At 47.2% G+C, this 14565-nt stretch carries 14 protein-coding genes; 9 read left to right on the top strand and 5 right to left on the bottom strand.

What is annotated here, in order from left to right:
* The 4 genes from AC3A8L_RS04500 to AC3A8L_RS04485 all read right to left on the bottom strand — a co-directional run.
* A partial coding sequence (locus AC3A8L_RS04500) for a peptidylprolyl isomerase (RefSeq protein ID WP_487961040.1) occupies window positions 1-347 on the bottom strand: 347 nt, incomplete at its 3' end.
* Between the two features lie 17 nt (window positions 348-364).
* A complete protein-coding gene (locus tag AC3A8L_RS04495) occupies window positions 365-1042 on the bottom strand; it encodes a TIGR04211 family SH3 domain-containing protein (RefSeq protein WP_487961039.1) in 678 nt (225 codons plus the stop codon).
* A gap of 15 nt (window positions 1043-1057) precedes the next feature.
* A complete protein-coding gene (locus AC3A8L_RS04490; RefSeq protein WP_487961038.1) occupies window positions 1058-1351 on the bottom strand; it encodes a YciI family protein in 294 nt (97 codons plus the stop codon).
* 16 nt (window positions 1352-1367) lie between these two features.
* The gene (locus AC3A8L_RS04485) at window positions 1368-2108 is read right to left on the bottom strand and encodes a VC0807 family protein (RefSeq protein WP_487961037.1); all 741 of its coding nucleotides are present in this window, start codon (window positions 2106-2108) and stop codon (window positions 1368-1370) included.
* An 84-nt stretch (window positions 2109-2192) separates the two neighbouring features.
* Here AC3A8L_RS04485 and AC3A8L_RS04480 point away from each other — a divergent pair, with 84 nt between their 5' ends.
* The 6 genes from AC3A8L_RS04480 to modC all read left to right on the top strand — a co-directional run bounded on the left by AC3A8L_RS04480 (window position 2193) and on the right by modC (window position 8409).
* Window positions 2193-3026: a PHP domain-containing protein gene (locus AC3A8L_RS04480; protein ID WP_487961036.1), complete on the top strand. Its 834-nt coding sequence runs from the start codon at window positions 2193-2195 to the stop codon at window positions 3024-3026.
* Between the two features lie 60 nt (window positions 3027-3086).
* Window positions 3087-3707, top strand: a complete 621-nt coding sequence (locus AC3A8L_RS04475) for an L-threonylcarbamoyladenylate synthase (RefSeq protein WP_487961035.1) — start codon at window positions 3087-3089, stop codon at window positions 3705-3707.
* Between the two features lie 47 nt (window positions 3708-3754).
* Window positions 3755-5644: a DNA topoisomerase IV subunit B gene (gene parE, locus AC3A8L_RS04470; protein WP_487961034.1), complete on the top strand. Its 1890-nt coding sequence runs from the start codon at window positions 3755-3757 to the stop codon at window positions 5642-5644.
* 168 nt (window positions 5645-5812) lie between these two features.
* Complete coding sequence (gene modA / locus AC3A8L_RS04465; RefSeq protein WP_487961033.1) at window positions 5813-6580, top strand: molybdate ABC transporter substrate-binding protein; 768 nt, start codon at window positions 5813-5815, stop codon at window positions 6578-6580.
* 22 nt (window positions 6581-6602) lie between these two features.
* Window positions 6603-7304 carry a molybdate ABC transporter permease subunit gene (gene modB / locus AC3A8L_RS04460; RefSeq protein ID WP_487961032.1) on the top strand — a complete coding sequence of 234 codons (702 nt, stop codon included), beginning with the start codon at window positions 6603-6605 and terminating at the stop codon, window positions 7302-7304.
* Between the two features lie 25 nt (window positions 7305-7329).
* A complete protein-coding gene (gene modC / locus AC3A8L_RS04455) occupies window positions 7330-8409 on the top strand; it encodes a molybdenum ABC transporter ATP-binding protein (RefSeq protein ID WP_487961031.1) in 1080 nt (359 codons plus the stop codon).
* 47 nt (window positions 8410-8456) lie between these two features.
* Here the strand turns inward: modC and cysE are convergent, their stop codons facing one another.
* The gene (cysE, locus tag AC3A8L_RS04450; RefSeq protein WP_487961030.1) at window positions 8457-9269 is read right to left on the bottom strand and encodes a serine O-acetyltransferase; all 813 of its coding nucleotides are present in this window, start codon (window positions 9267-9269) and stop codon (window positions 8457-8459) included.
* Window positions 9270-9603: 334 nt separating this feature from the next.
* On the opposite strand from cysE, the gene AC3A8L_RS04445 reads away from it, so the two are divergent.
* The 3 genes from AC3A8L_RS04445 to AC3A8L_RS04435 all read left to right on the top strand — a co-directional run bounded on the left by AC3A8L_RS04445 (window position 9604) and on the right by AC3A8L_RS04435 (window position 14529).
* Window positions 9604-10053, top strand: coding sequence for a hypothetical protein (locus tag AC3A8L_RS04445; protein WP_487961029.1), 450 nt, complete (start codon window positions 9604-9606; stop codon window positions 10051-10053).
* Window positions 10054-10216: 163 nt separating this feature from the next.
* On the top strand, window positions 10217-11401 hold the full coding sequence (locus AC3A8L_RS04440) for an efflux RND transporter periplasmic adaptor subunit (RefSeq protein ID WP_487961028.1): 1185 nt from the start codon (window positions 10217-10219) through the stop codon (window positions 11399-11401).
* The gene (locus AC3A8L_RS04435; RefSeq protein ID WP_487961027.1) at window positions 11398-14529 is read left to right on the top strand and encodes an efflux RND transporter permease subunit; all 3132 of its coding nucleotides are present in this window, start codon (window positions 11398-11400) and stop codon (window positions 14527-14529) included. The genes AC3A8L_RS04440 and AC3A8L_RS04435 overlap by 4 nt, the downstream gene beginning before the upstream one ends.
* Window positions 14530-14565 lie beyond the last annotated feature (36 nt).

The following is a 14565-nucleotide window of genomic DNA, read 5'->3' as shown; positions in this document are numbered from 1 at the left end:
AGTGAGTTAGGTAGGCCCCCGGTTGATTCATTAACAACGGTGCCGAGGGCTTCTTTACGTGAGAAATCTTCGTTAAAACCGCCACCTTGCGCCATAAATTCTGGGATCACACGGTGAAATAGGGTGTTGTTATAAAAGCCGGCATCTATATGTTTTAAGAAAAGCGCTACTGTTTTTGGCGCATAGTCAGGGTGGAGCTGGATGACTATTTTGCCTTGAGTTGTCTCAAACTCTACGACGGGTTCGGTTTTACCTTGGGTGCAGGCGTTAAGCGATAGCGCGGCAAACGTGACAAAACCAAGGAGGCCGAGGCGTGTTTTTTGTAATACTTTTTGAAATGATTTCATGTCTTTTCCCTGATGGATTAAAGGATTTGGTCGCTGTAGCGTTTACGTGGGCGGAACATTGGCAGAACAATCGCTAATAACATACCGGCCAATAATAGTGCGATGGCATATAGGCCGTGACTAATAGTTTGATCGCTGCGTAAATTATCATTTTCGGCTTTCAGCGCATCGTGCTGGGTGAGCAGAACCTCGTGCTCTGCGAGTAAGTCACGATAGCGCGAACTGAGGTTTACGGCATCCTCTGAAAGTATTTTAAGGTTTTGGTATTCAGCACTTAGGCTAGCGTGTTCACCCTGTACGTGACCGCTGATTTTTTTAAGGTCCGCATGCTGTGCTTTTAGCTCGGTAAACTCCTGTGTTTTGGCGGCTAAGGCTGCTTCGGCTTTTGCTTTTTTGGCTTGTGCGCTTGCTAGGAGCGTTTGTGCAACAGGTGAATTCTGCACGTATTGTTTGCGAATCCAGCCTTCAGTTCCCGCGGGAAGCTTCACTTGTGCCCAGTCACCTGTGGGCTCATCCAATAACTCTAGGCGTGTTCCGCTGCGGATACGTGAGTTAATAATGCGGAATTCATTCCCAGGCCCGGATCGCAAAGGAACCATAAGGCTATCGGTGATATAGCGTGTTTGTGCCCAACTATTACTGGCGGTTAGACTGCTGAGCAAGATGGCGAACAGCACAAAAATTTTTGAAATCAATGTTCTTGGTCTCCGTTACGGTAGAACTTTTTTGAAAGGTTTCACTGTGACCTTGGCATACACGCCAGCGGCAACATAGGGGTCGGCGTCGGCCCATGCTTGAGCATCGGCTAAGCTATCAAATTCAGCGACGACTAAACTGCCCGTAAAGCCTGCATCTGGATCGTTATCAGAAGCGGGGTGAGGGCCTGCTAGCATTAACCTGCCTTGTACTTTTAAACTTTCTAGGCGCTCGATATGGTGGGGGCGAGCTTGTTTGCGCAAGGGCAAGCTATTCTCTACATCTTCACTCAAAATGGCGTAGTACATGCGTAGTCCTAATTTTTTAATTGTTGTCTGGGTTGATGAGTATGTCGTCAATGCTCAATCCGGTATGCTTCTTGATTTGGCGGTATAGATAATACATGGCGCCAAATAAGACAAGCATTGAGGGTATTGTGATGACAGGAAAACTCATGGCTGTCATTTTGCCGAGCTCAGCATTAAAAGCTTCAGTGCCCGGCTCGCTAACCAGTAAGTATTTCGCTAGGCCATAGTTTAGAACCGAGGATAAGAAAAACGACATTGCGATCATTACGGACGACATAGTTAAGGCGTTTTCGAAGGCTTTTTTACATTGATGCTGCTCTACCGCTTTCTGAATATTATCGACCTGCATAATTTTAGGGTTCAGTATCAGCGTTTTCACCAAGGGGAAGCGTGTTTTCAGCGAGCCTAATACGGCCAGGCCAAATAGTGCGGGAATGGCGGCCTCTTTAATGGCGATATACTCTGGCGGGAGTTTCAGTAAGGTCATGCCGCCTGTAAGCATGACACTAACGACGCCCAAAGCAGAAAAAAAGTTAAGTTTACGTGTTTTAAGGTAGTCTATAACCCCGTAACCTATTGGAAATGCGAGCGCTACAATAAGCGCAAGTGTTGGTCCGAGTTTGGTTTCGCCACTCAGTTTCATCAAAATGAGTGTTGGAATGGCAACGTTGACGATGATGTTTGCCCACATGTTTTCTTTTTTCGGGGCACCTTTAATATTCGTCGCTGTAGTGTCTGGCGCTATTTTATCGGTCATTGCCTGCTCAGTTCGATTGGTTGTTGATGCTTATGTTTGGCCATGTATATTAGGTTGAACAATGCACTTCATGAGGAGTTTTAAGTGATTGCAGATTTACATACCCACACCACCGCGTCGGACGGTATTTTACGGCCTGATGAGCTGGTGTCGAGGGCTAAGTTGCACGGTGTGGATTTGCTCGCAATTACTGATCACGATACGCTTGCAGGCTTGCCGCTGGCGCAAGAGGTTGCTATTGCAAATGATATCCGCTTAATTACGGGTATTGAGTTGTCGTGTTTGTGGCAGGGCCGCGGTATTCATATTGTGGGTTTGAATGTAGACCTAAATAATGAAAAACTATTAGCCGGTGTCGAGCAGCAAGGTGTTGTACGTGAAAAGCGCGCCCACATTATCGCCGAGCGACTCGAAAAAGCGGGTATTTCAGGTTCTTACGAAGGCGCTAAAGCCATTGCGGGTGAAGGCGAGATAGGCCGGCCACACTTTGCGCAATACTTAGTGCAAACCGGTGCTGTACGTTCTGCAGAGCAGGCTTTTAAACGTTATTTAGGTGCAGGAAAAGCAGGTGATGTTAAGCAGGATTGGCCTGAAATCAGCCAGGCTGTTGCTTGGATTCAGGCGGCTGGTGGGCGAGCGGTCGTGGCTCATCCTGTAAAGTACAAGCTAACGCGAACAAAGCTGCGAGAGTTGCTTACTGACTTTAAAGCGTGCGGCGGAGATGCGCTTGAAGTGATTAGTGGCCTACAAACCCCTAATATTACGCGTGATATGGGCCTGCTTTGTCGTCAGTTTGATCTTCTCGCGAGCTGCGGAAGTGATTTTCATAGTCCGAATGCGGGCTGGCAAGCGCTGGGTGGTTTTGGCAAACTAGCGCCCGAATTAACACCGGTATGGCACGATTGGCTCGCAGCCTAGCGCCATAACTGAATTTTACAGTCACTTCTGCGCAGGCAGGGTGCCTAAGGCTAAGTATTTATGACCAAGATTATTACAATACATCCAGAAAACCCGCAACAGCGTTTAATTGATCAGGTTGTTGAAGTTGTTCGCTCTGGGGGCTTAATTGCCTACCCTACAGATTCGGCCTATGCCTTGGGTTGTCATATTGGTGACAAAATGGCGCTAGATCGCATTCGCGCTATTCGTCAGTTGGATAAGCACAAAAATTTCACGCTCATGTGCCGCGATTTATCTGAGCTGGCAACTTATGCAAAGGTCAATAATAGTGATTTTCGTTTGCTCAAAAGTCATACGCCGGGCGCCTATACCTTTATTCTTAATGCGACACCGGAAGTCCCGCGTCGATTAATGCACCCTAAGCGTAAAACTATTGGTATGCGTGTGCCTAATAACCCTATCGCGCTGGGGATAATGGAAACCCTTGGCGAGCCAATCATGTCGAGCTCATTGATACTGCCGGGTGATAGTGCGCCGTTAACGGATCCCTACGACATTAAAGATTCCCTTGATCACCAAATTGAGCTTGTCATTGATGGTGGTTTTTGTGGTTTTGATGCAACCAGTGTTATTGATATGACTGGTGATGAGCCAGAGATTCAACGTCGGGGTTGCGGTGATGTTAGTGCTTTCGAATAAAATCTTGTCCACTCACAATAATTACAAAGTTGGCTTTTTTATAATTTATGTCTAACTATAACGCTGAAGATATTGAGGTCCTTACGGGCCTAGACCCCGTTAAAAAACGTCCGGGCATGTATACCGACACCACACGTCCAAATCACTTAGCTCAAGAGGTGATTGATAATAGTGTGGACGAGGCTTTGGCCGGTCATGCATCGCGCATTGAAGTGCGTCTGCATAAAAATCACTCATTAACCGTGTCGGACGATGGTCGCGGCATGCCGGTTGATATTCATCCGGAACAAGGCTTGCCGGGTGTTGAGGTGATTTTGTCTACGCTGCACGCGGGCGGCAAATTCTCTAACAAAAATTACCAGTTCTCCGGCGGCCTGCACGGTGTGGGTATTTCGGTGGTCAACGCCTTAACAGACGAGTTGATTGTTGAAATTAAGCGCGACGGCCAAGTTCATCAAATCACTTTTAGTAACGGTGATAAAACCTCCGATCTTAAAGTCATAGACACTTGTGGCAAGCGTAATACCGGCACCAAGGTGACCTTTTTGCCGAATCCGAGTTATTTCGATTCGGCGAAGTTCTCTGTTTCACGGCTGCGCCATATTTTGCGTGCTAAAGCCGTTTTGTGCCCTGGCCTAAATGTTATCTTTATCGATGAAACTAGTGGCGATAAAGATGAATGGTATTACGAAGATGGCCTAAAAGATTACTTGTCGGCAACAACTCAAGGCTATGAGTGTGCACCAGCGATTCCTTTTGTCGGCCAGTTTGCGGGTAAGACCGAGGGCGTAGATTGGGCTGTGCAGTGGTTACTTGAAGGCGGTGAATGTACGCAGGAAAGTTACGTTAACCTTATTCCTACTGCACAGGGCGGAACACACGTTAACGGTTTGCGCACGGGCTTACTGGATGCCATGCGCGAATTCTGTGAAATTCGCAATCTTTTGGCGCGCGGTGTTAAGTTGGCTCCAGACGATATCTGGACGGGGTGCGCTTATGTCTTGTCTTCAAAATTAGCCGACCCACAGTTTTCGGGTCAAACTAAAGAGCGTTTATCATCGCGCGAAGCGGCGGCTTTTGTTTCGGGTGTGGCCAAAGATGCCTTTAGCTTGTGGTTAAACGAGCACACCAAGGAAGCTGATCAGCTGGCGGAATTTTGCATTAATAACGCACTAAAGCGTGTGCGTTCTGCGAAAAAAGTCGCCCGTAAAAAAATCACTCAAGGTCCAGCTTTACCGGGCAAACTGGCGGATTGCACCAGTGATGACCCTGTTAGGGGCGAGTTGTTTTTGGTGGAAGGGGATTCAGCCGGTGGCAGTGCCAAGCAAGCGCGTGATCGCATGACCCAAGCCATTATGCCGCTGCGCGGTAAGATCTTGAACACTTGGGAGGTAGACAGCCAAGAGGTTCTTGCCTCGCAAGAGGTGCACGATATCTCGGTGGCTTTAGGTATTGACCCTGGTAGCTCTAATATTGAGGCGCTGCGCTATCACAAGGTTTGCATACTCGCGGATGCCGACTCTGATGGTTTACATATTGCAACACTGCTATGCGCGCTGTTTTTCCAACATTTCCGCGCATTAGTGAAGGCTGGGCATGTCTTCGTTGCGATGCCACCTTTATATCGCATCGATATTGGGCAAGATGTTTATTACGCGCTCGATGAAAGCGAAAAACAGGGCATTCTTGATCGCATTGTTGCCGAGAAGAAAAAAGGTAAAGTGAATGTGCAGCGTTTTAAAGGGTTGGGTGAAATGAACCCGCTGCAGTTACGCGAAACCACGATGAGCGCTGATACTCGCCGTTTGGTGCAGCTGAGTATTGATAATGAAGAAGACGTTCATCAAATGATGGATATGCTGTTAGCGAAAAAGCGTGCTGGTGATCGTAAGATTTGGCTTGAAGATAAAGGTGATTTGGCTGGCGTTGCACTCTAATATTTATCGACAAAACGTAAAGGCTCTGCTTGAAAAGGCGGGGCCTTTTTTGTACAGGTTCGGCTGTTAATTATCATGACTTATTGAGTAGCTGCTGAGAATTGAGGCTAAACGTTGTGCATATAATGAGAGTGTTGAATACGTCTAGGGTTATCTTTGAGTACCCTAATGCCTAGTTTTGTATGTATGTTTTGTAGCGTGATGCTTTGTCTAGGTTTTTTATCCAATGCGCACGCTGCGGATGTTCGCTTGGCTGTTGCATCAAACTTTAGGCCAGCCATGCTGGCGATTATTACTGAGTTCGAGAAAGCCTCGGGGAATAAAGTTAGCGCTTCTTATGGCTCTTCAGGGAAGTTTTATGCCCAGATAACACATGGGGCACCGTTCGATGTGCTTTTTTCAGCGGACCAGACCAAGCCTGCAGCGCTTTTAACGGCGGGCTTGGCGGTTGTGGGCAGTGATTTCACTTATGCTTTAGGCGAATTGGCGCTTTGGTCTGCACATTCAAATATTGCCTCCAGCGGGGTCGGCGCGCTAAGGGTGGGTGCGTTTAATAAACTTGCTTTGGCAAATCCTAAGCTTGCCCCATACGGCGCTGCGGCAGTGCAGGTGCTTAATAGTTTGGGCTTGCATGAACTTACCCAGCCCAAGTGGGTGCAGGGTGAGAATATTGCGCAAACCTTTCAGTTTGTGAGTTCAGGAAGTGCTGAGTTGGGCTTTGTTGCGCGCTCGCAGCTATCTCAATTAGAGCATGCTGGCCAGCTTAAGACGGATTCGGTTGGGAGTATTCCTCAATCGCTTTACTCACCGATTCAGCAAGATGCTGTGCTTTTAATACGCGGTAGGAATAACCTGGCGGCTAAAGCTTTTCTTATTTTTGTGAAGAGCCCAAAGGCTAGGGCTGTTATAGAATCCTATGGCTACAGAGTCCTTTAATGCCTAATTGAGGCCATCATGTATGTTTTTTTCTGCTGAGGATTTCGCCGCGATTGGTTTAACGTTACGGCTAGCCTCTACGGTTACGGTGATATTAATGTTGGTGGCAACACCACTGGCATGGTGGCTAGCGCGAACACTCTCTTGGTGGAAGGGTCCTGTTGCGGCCGTTGTTGCGCTGCCATTAATTTTACCGCCGACCGTGCTCGGTTTTTATTTGTTGCTGGTTATGGGGCCTAAGGGTCCGGTGGGCGAATTTACACAAGCAATGGGTGTTGGGCTTTTACCCTTTACCTTTTGGGGTTTAGTGGTGGCATCCGTTTTTTATTCGCTGCCTTTTGTGGTGCAGCCCATCCAAAATGCGATTGAATCTATTGGCCGTCGTCCGCTCGAGGTTGCCGCCACTCTGGGTGCTGGGCCGTGGGATAGATTCTTCACAGTTGTATTGCCGTTGGCTAAGCCGGGCTTTATCACAGCCGCTGTTTTAGGTTTTACGCATACAGTGGGCGAGTTTGGTGTGGTTCTTATGATTGGCGGGAATATTCCAGGGGAAACACGGGTGGTTTCTGTTCAAATGTACGATCACGTTGAAGCCCTGGAGTACGGTCAGGCACATTCGCTAGCCATAGGCTTAGTGGTGTTTTCTTTTGTGGCGTTAATGGGGCTTTATAGTTACCAGCGAAAGCAGCGCTTGATATTCCGTAATAACTTGGGTGGTTTCTAGTTTGTCTTTGTCAGCGCAGTCTTCGATGCAAGCTCGATTTAAGTTCGAAGTGACTCGGGATAATGACGAGGCGGCATTTTTTTTTGATGTTGATATTATGCTTCCGGGGCAGGGTATTACAGCAATATTCGGCCCATCCGGATCAGGTAAAACAACCTTGCTACGCTGCATTTCTGGCTTGGAGCGTTCTAGCGAAGGTGTTTGTGTTGTTAACGGCATCACTTGGCAGAGTAAAAGTGTTTTTACGCCCGTGCACAGAAGGCCTTTGGGCGTAGTGTTTCAAGAGTCGAGTTTATTTGCTCATTTAACGGCAGAGGGAAACCTTCAGTACGCTGTTCGACGCTCCTCTAAGGGGCAAGGTATTGTGTTTGAGCAGGTTATTCAGGTAATGGGAATAGCGGCGTTATTGCAGCGTTACCCGCATCAGCTTTCTGGCGGTGAGCGTCAACGTGTTGCAATTGCACGCGCCCTATTAACGCAGCCGCAGTTATTGCTGATGGACGAGCCCCTTGCCTCGCTTGATAAGGCCCGAAAGCAAGAAGTTCTGCCCTATTTGGAGCACATAAGAACTGCGTTTGAAGTACCTATATTATACGTTAGCCATTCTCTAGAGGAAGTTACGCGCTTAGCTGATCATGTTGTTCTCATGGATTCGGGGCGCGTGATTGCGCAGGGCGGCGTAACGGATGTTTTTTCGCGGCTGGATACGGCTTTATGGCTTGAGGAGGATACTGCGGTAGTTTTGCAAGCCCAAGTTGTTGAGCGCGATAATTCATGGCATTTAATGCGTGTGCGCTACAGTGGCGGTGACTTGTGGTTGCGTGATAATGGCACTGCACTGGATCAGTGGGTAAGAGTGCGTGTTCATGCAAAAGATGTCAGTTTGGCACTCACAAAGCATGAAGATAGCAGTATTGTGAACAGACTAGAGGTTAAGATTGTGGAGGTGGGGCAGGATCACGATGAGGCCATGGCACTTGTGCGATTATTATCGGGTGATGTATTTTTGATGGCTCGTATAACGCGGCGTTCTTTACAGCAATTAGGGCTTATGGTTGGCGCTGTGGTTTGGGCTCAGGTTAAGTCAGCGGCCATGCTAAGTTAACAAAAGGCATGCCAGATACGTAAGTACTTTGGGATGCCTTTGTAGATTTAGCTGTCAGACTGCCTAAAGCATTCTACGTCACAATTAATTTCGTGATTCATATCCAGTGCCGGGGATGCGCTGACGGTTTTGCCAACCACTACCGCTGGCACGCCGGCTACAGTTGTTTGTTCGGCAACATTTTTGAGCACCACGCTTCCCGCGCCCACCTTTGCGTTGGCACCTATTTCAATATTGCCCAATATCTTCGCGCCGGCACTGATTAAAACACCTCGCCTAACCTTGGGGTGCCTATCGCCGCAATCTTTACCCGTTCCGCCAAGGGTGACTTCTTGCATGATCGATACATCGTCTTCTACAACACTGGTCTCACCAATCACAATGCCTGTCGCGTGATCTAGCATTATGCCTTTACCGAGTTGTGCGGCGGGGTGAATGTCGACACTGTAAGTAATTGCGATACGGCTTTGTAAAAATAGTGCAAGGCATTTACGGTTTTGGCGCCATAACCAGTTAGCAATGCGATAGCTTTGCAGTGCTTGAAACCCTTTAAAGTAAAGCAGCGGGTACAAGTAACTATCGCAAGCGGAGTCGCGCTCAAATACTGCGTGTAGGTCGGCGCGAATAGCGATTCCGATACTGGGGTCATTTTTGAACGCTTGCTCAATAATTTCTCTGACCTGTAAATCTGAAATCTCTGAACTACCAAGTTTATTGGCTAGGTGATAGCTGAGAGCTGCTTCAAGGGTATCGTGGTTTAAAACAGTGGCGTGCAGAAAGCTGGCGAGTGCAGGCTCATTGGCTGCGTGTTCGCGCGTTTCAGACAATATGGTTTGCCAGAGGGTATCTTGGCTTGGCATAGCTGATCCTTATCGCTTGCGGGGTATGTTAGGTGTTACTGGCATCATTATTGGGGGCGGGCACTAAAAAATCTACCCTTGTGACTATTGGTGCCATTTTTAGTAATGCTTATTTATAGCTTGGCCGTTTTGCTGTTGATTTGAGAATAAGTGTGGTTCTGATTTTTTTATTATCGCTTTAAAATCAACAGGTTAATTACTGCCTCCTGTTTTTTACTATCAAGGTCCAGTAATGGCGCATAAAGGTTTTTTTGTTGAGGGTAGCGTTTCTTGTCATAATTGGTCAAAATTCGTACAAGTCGGGTGTCCATAATCACTAATCATAGGTCTCTTAATGTTTAATAAAGCAACGTTGTTTGAGCAAGCCAGTGGGCTTTTCGGTCATAAGGGTGCGCGTGAGGCTAAGTCGACAGTGAGCAATAAAAAAATAGCGCCTATTGGCCTGACCAAAGATGAGGTTACTGTGCTCGCGAGTATGATTGCAATCGTTGCCATAAGAGCTCAGGGCGAGTGGCAGCTCGGTACTGTGGATGACGCCGATATATTCTTTGTCAATGTAGAATCTAAAGAAGGCGGTCGCTTTGTTCGGCGACACGAGGGCCAGCTTCCGATCATTAAATACGGGAAAAGCAATAAGGATTCAGGGCTGGTAAAGCCGCTTCGTGCGCGCGATTTACTGGAAGCTTTTAAGGGTTTTAGCCTTCGTGATAGGGGCGAATTAAGTACAGCTGGAGGGGTGGTGGGGTCGTCTTTAAGTGACGGAAAGCTTAAGCGCTCTGCATAGCGTCGCTCTTTATAGTGAAGTTCTTTATTCAATACTCCTGATCGATATGGAACTTATAGTAGTCTTTATGAACATATATGATAATTTGTTCGAATAACGGCCTGTTCTGGCCTTAGATTAAGACCACTAATGGTTATCCTGTAACGGTGAAGGAGAGTACTCAGTGAGTATTGGGAAAGGTTGGCTTCCAGCTGGAATATTTGTAGTAGGAAGTATTGTGTTATCTGTTGTTGTGCTTGCCAAGCCCAAGCCAGAAATGAGGCCCCCATCAACGGATACAGCACTTGTGAGCGTAGATACGGTAAGAGCAGTACCTAAAAGTTTAAGCTTGACTGTTGCGGCCCAGGGAACCGCTGTGCCCCGGAGGGAGATTGATATTGTTGCCCAGGTCAGTGGGCAGGTTGTCAGTGTGGCCCCGTCTTTTGTTGATGGCGGTTTTTTTGAAGACCAAGACCAGCTTTTACAGTTGGATACCCGTGATTATGAAGTTGCTGTACTAAGCGCAGGGGCTCGATTGGCGGATGCTCGCCGAAGATTGGCCGAGGAACAAGGGGCTAGCCGGCAAGCTAAGCGAGAGTGGCGAGATCTTGGTAATCAAAATGCCAATGATTTATTTAATCGTAAGCCACAGTTGGCTTCAGCTGAAGCGGCCTTGACCTACGCAAAAGCTGACTTGTCTCACGCTAAACTCAATTTGTCCCGCACTCAAATAATGGCTCCCTATGCCGCAGGGCGCATAAAGCAAACATTAGTTGACTTAGGCCAGTATGTTACAGCGGGCTCTCATTTGGCGACTGTTTATGACTCTAGTATTGTGGAGGTGCGGGTCCCTCTTACTGAGCAGCAGGCGTCTTTGATTGACTTGCCGTTTTCTAGCAATTCCTCAATTGTAAAGCCGCCAGTTGTCGTCACTGCCTCTGTTGCGGGCAAGGTGCAAAGTTGGCAGGGCGTGCTGGCTCGAACAGATGCTTTCGTTGATCCCGATACACGCATGTACTTTGCTATTATTGAAGTTGCGAATCCTTTTGAGGGCGCTCCTTTATTACCGGGTTTATTTGTGAGTGTTGATATCGAGGGCCGAGCGTTGGAGCGAGTCTTTGTTTTGCCTCGCGAAGCTGTTTTTGAACGCAATAAAATATATGCCCTTGATGCCGACAATGTGGTGTCTGTTTATACGGTAAAAGTTTTGCGGCGCACTGCAGATGCTGTATGGCTAACGGCAGATGTGCCTGACAATGCATTAATTGCGTTGGAAAAGCAGTCTTTGATTTCGCCCGGATCTGCTGTAGCGCCAACTGAGGTCGCCTCTAACTTAGGTGGGGCGCATGTCGCAATGGTGGCTCCGTGAGTTATTTAATTCGATGGTTTGTTGATAATCCTATTGCGGCCAATTTATTGATGATAGCAATGCTAATTGGTGGCGTTGTGGGTTTTTCTGGCGTAGAAAAAGAAGTCTTTCCCTCGTCCTCATCTAACAGTATCTCCATCTCTATGAGTTACCCCGGCGCTGCCTCTAGTGAGGTTGAGCAACAAATCGTAGTCAGAATAGAAGAGGCTGTCGGTGATTTGCCAGGGATATTTCAAATTACCTCTGAATCACGGCAAGGTTATGGCAGTGTCAATATTGTTGTTATTGATGGCTTTGATATTCGCGCGCTATTGAGTGATATTAAAGGGCGGGTTGATGCCATCAATACCTTCCCAGTGTCGGCAGAGCGCCCGGTGGTTAGGCAAAATCTTCGCCGGCAAACCCTAATGTACGTCGCTCTTTTCGGTGATGCCGAACGGCGAGTGCTTAAAGATATTGCGTTCCAGATCCGTGACGAAATGGCCTTGCTCGAAGGTATTTCAGAGGTTGATGTTGTTGGCTTACGTGATGATGAGTTAAGCATTGAGGTAACGGAAGATACTCTTCGTCAATACAATCTAAGTTTTGATGAGGTTGCACTGGCTATTCGTCAGTCCTCCCTGAGCGTGCCTGCAGGAACTATTAAATCTAAAGATGGTGACATTCAAATTCAGACGCGTGCGCAAGCGTTCGATGCCTATGATTTCTCGCGTATTGTTGTTCGTAGCAACCGTGATGGCGGTCAGCTTTATTTGGGCGATATTGCCGATGTTCGCGATGGTTTTGCGGAGCAGGATGTTGATTTTTCGATGAATGGGAAGTCGGGGCTTAATCTTGAGGTTCGGTTGAGCGACGACCCGCTTTTGTTTGAAGGTACAGATAATGCACGAGCTTACATCGAAGATTTACGTGCGTACTTACCTGAAGGGCTGGAAGTTAAAATTAATTTTGAAATGCGCAGTATTTTTGATAGTCGCTTTAATTTATTGAAAGATAACGCCATTAGCGGTCTGATTCTGGTGTTTGTGATTTTAATGTTGTTTTTGCGCCCGCTGTTGGCTATCTGGGTTGTTGCTGGCATCGCAACAACGTTTTGTGGTGCGATATGGCTGCTGCCTTACCTTGGTGTGTCTATCAATATGTTGTCTATGTTTGCATTTTTGATGGTTCTGGGGATTGTTGTTGATGATGCCATTATTGTCGGAGAGAGTATTTATCGTCATCAGCAGCGAGGTGAGAAGGGGGCTTTCTCGGCATATTCTGGCGCGAACTCTGTATTGAAACCGGTTTTTTTAGCTGTTATGAGCACCATCGTATTCTTTTTGCCGATGATTGATGTGCCTTCGGAGATATTGCCATTCACGCGCTCGATATTCTGGGTGGTCTTTCTGTGTTTGGTGTTTTCTTTGGTGGAGTCGTTATTGGTTTTACCTTCTCATTTGTCGCATATGAAGCCCGAGCGCCCCAGCCGATTCCGTTTACTGCAGATGTTAACGAAAATACGGCATTGGTTTTCTGGACACATGGACGGCTTTGCTCAAAATTGTTATTTGCCGGCGCTAAAGGCCGTTTTGAATAATAAGGCTAGCACCTATTTTGTATTCTTTTTTACCTTCGCTATTGCCTTTGCGCTTGTATTTGTTGGGTGGATTAATTTCAGGATGATGCCTGATGTTCCTCAGCCATTTGTAATGGTGAATGTTGGCTTTCCTGAGGGTACTGCATTTGGGCAAACCCTTGAGGCTAGTCGGCATATTCGTGAGCAGGTTGAAGTGCTTCGCAATGATCCGGTGATGATTGCTAAAAATGGCGGTCTTCCTTTTATACGTGAGGTTAATAAAAACCTTAACGGCACCTCATCAACCGTATTTGTTGGCTTAACGCCGCCCGAAGATCGAATCTTGTCTTCTGGCGATGTAGCTACGACTTTACGTAAGCTCATTGGGCCTTTACCGGAGGCGCAAAGCTATTCCCTGAATGCTTCGATGGGCGGTAGCGGTCCAGATATCTCTTTGAACCTAAACTTGTTAGATAATCATCGTGCGGTACAGCAGGAGGCTGTTGATGGCATTATTAAGGCCTTGGGTTCTTACGATGGTGTTGTGAATGTAAAAAGTAATCTGGACTCGGAGCGTACCGAGGTAGAGGTTGAACTCAAGCCTTATGGTCAGACTTTAGGCCTCACATTGCGGGATGTGGCACAGCAGGTGCGACAAGGGTTTTATGGCGAGGAGCTTCAGCGAATCCCAAGAGCGAAAGAAGATGTTCGAGTGATGTTGAGATATTCGCTGTTGGAGAGGCAGTCACTTGACACTCTCGATCGGTTGCGGATACGAACTAGCGATGGTCGAGAGGTGCCAATAGGTGCTGTTGCAGAAATTAAGTTGGTTGCTGGCGCGAGTACTATTCGGCGTGTGGACAGGAAGAGGAATATATCCATTACTGCTGAGGTGGAGGAAGGTGTTGATGCTGGCGTGATAGTGGATCAAGTAATGACTGATCACTTGGCGGAGTGGAAGCGGCAATATAATGGTTTCAATCTATCACTTGATGGTAATTTAAGGGCTCAAGCACGTTTTGGGGATAACTTCGCGGCTAATTTCCTTAAAGCATTCTTGGTTGTGCTGGCTGTATTTGCCATTGCCTTTCGTTCGTTATTTCAGCCCTTCTTGGTAATGCTGGCAATACCTTTCGGCTTTGTAGGGGCATCAATAGGACACCTTTTTTTGGGTCACAGTCTCAGTATGATGTCGGCTTTTGGTTTCCTTGCGTGCGCCGGTGTAGTTGTTAATGACAATTTAGTACTGCTTGAGCGAATTAATCAGCTTATTTCCCGTGGTGAAACTACACTGAATGCCGTGCTGCAGGCTGGTGTTGATCGATTTAGGCCAATTGTGCTCACATCCATAACAACCTTTATTGGGTTGCTGCCGATACTTTTTGAGAAAAGCTTACAGGCTCAGTTCTTGATCCCAATGGTGATTTCGTTGTCTTTCGGGGTGATGTTCTCGTCTGTTGTGACTTTATTTTTGGTTCCGTGTTGTTATTTTGGTGGGCATCGTTTGAAGTTAAGGGTGGTCTCGCTTTGGTGTCGTTTGACTGGAAGCGGGAAAGCTGTAGTTGGTTAAGGGCTGAGGAAAAAATACTTTATCCGATAATACTTG

It is taken from the genome of Marinagarivorans sp. (assembly GCF_982758155.1).
Note: the sequence above shows the minus strand (reverse complement) of the source record. Positions and strands in the feature narration are given on the sequence as shown.

What these genes read in the sequence shown, in the direction of transcription:
- modC (WP_487961031.1), top strand. Translation starts at nt 7,330, where the DNA reads ATGCAAGCTCGATTTAAGTTCGAAGTGACTCGGGATAATGACGAGGCG.
- AC3A8L_RS04475 (WP_487961035.1), top strand. Translation starts at nt 3,087, where the DNA reads ATGACCAAGATTATTACAATACATCCAGAAAACCCGCAACAGCGTTTA.
- AC3A8L_RS04445 (WP_487961029.1), top strand. Translation starts at nt 9,604, where the DNA reads ATGTTTAATAAAGCAACGTTGTTTGAGCAAGCCAGTGGGCTTTTCGGT.
- AC3A8L_RS04490 (WP_487961038.1), bottom strand. Translation starts at nt 1,351, where the DNA reads ATGTACTACGCCATTTTGAGTGAAGATGTAGAGAATAGCTTGCCCTTG.
- cysE (WP_487961030.1), bottom strand. Translation starts at nt 9,269, where the DNA reads ATGCCAAGCCAAGATACCCTCTGGCAAACCATATTGTCTGAAACGCGC.
- parE (WP_487961034.1), top strand. Translation starts at nt 3,755, where the DNA reads ATGTCTAACTATAACGCTGAAGATATTGAGGTCCTTACGGGCCTAGAC.
- modA (WP_487961033.1), top strand. Translation starts at nt 5,813, where the DNA reads ATGCCTAGTTTTGTATGTATGTTTTGTAGCGTGATGCTTTGTCTAGGT.
- modB (WP_487961032.1), top strand. Translation starts at nt 6,603, where the DNA reads ATGTTTTTTTCTGCTGAGGATTTCGCCGCGATTGGTTTAACGTTACGG.
- AC3A8L_RS04485 (WP_487961037.1), bottom strand. Translation starts at nt 2,108, where the DNA reads ATGACCGATAAAATAGCGCCAGACACTACAGCGACGAATATTAAAGGT.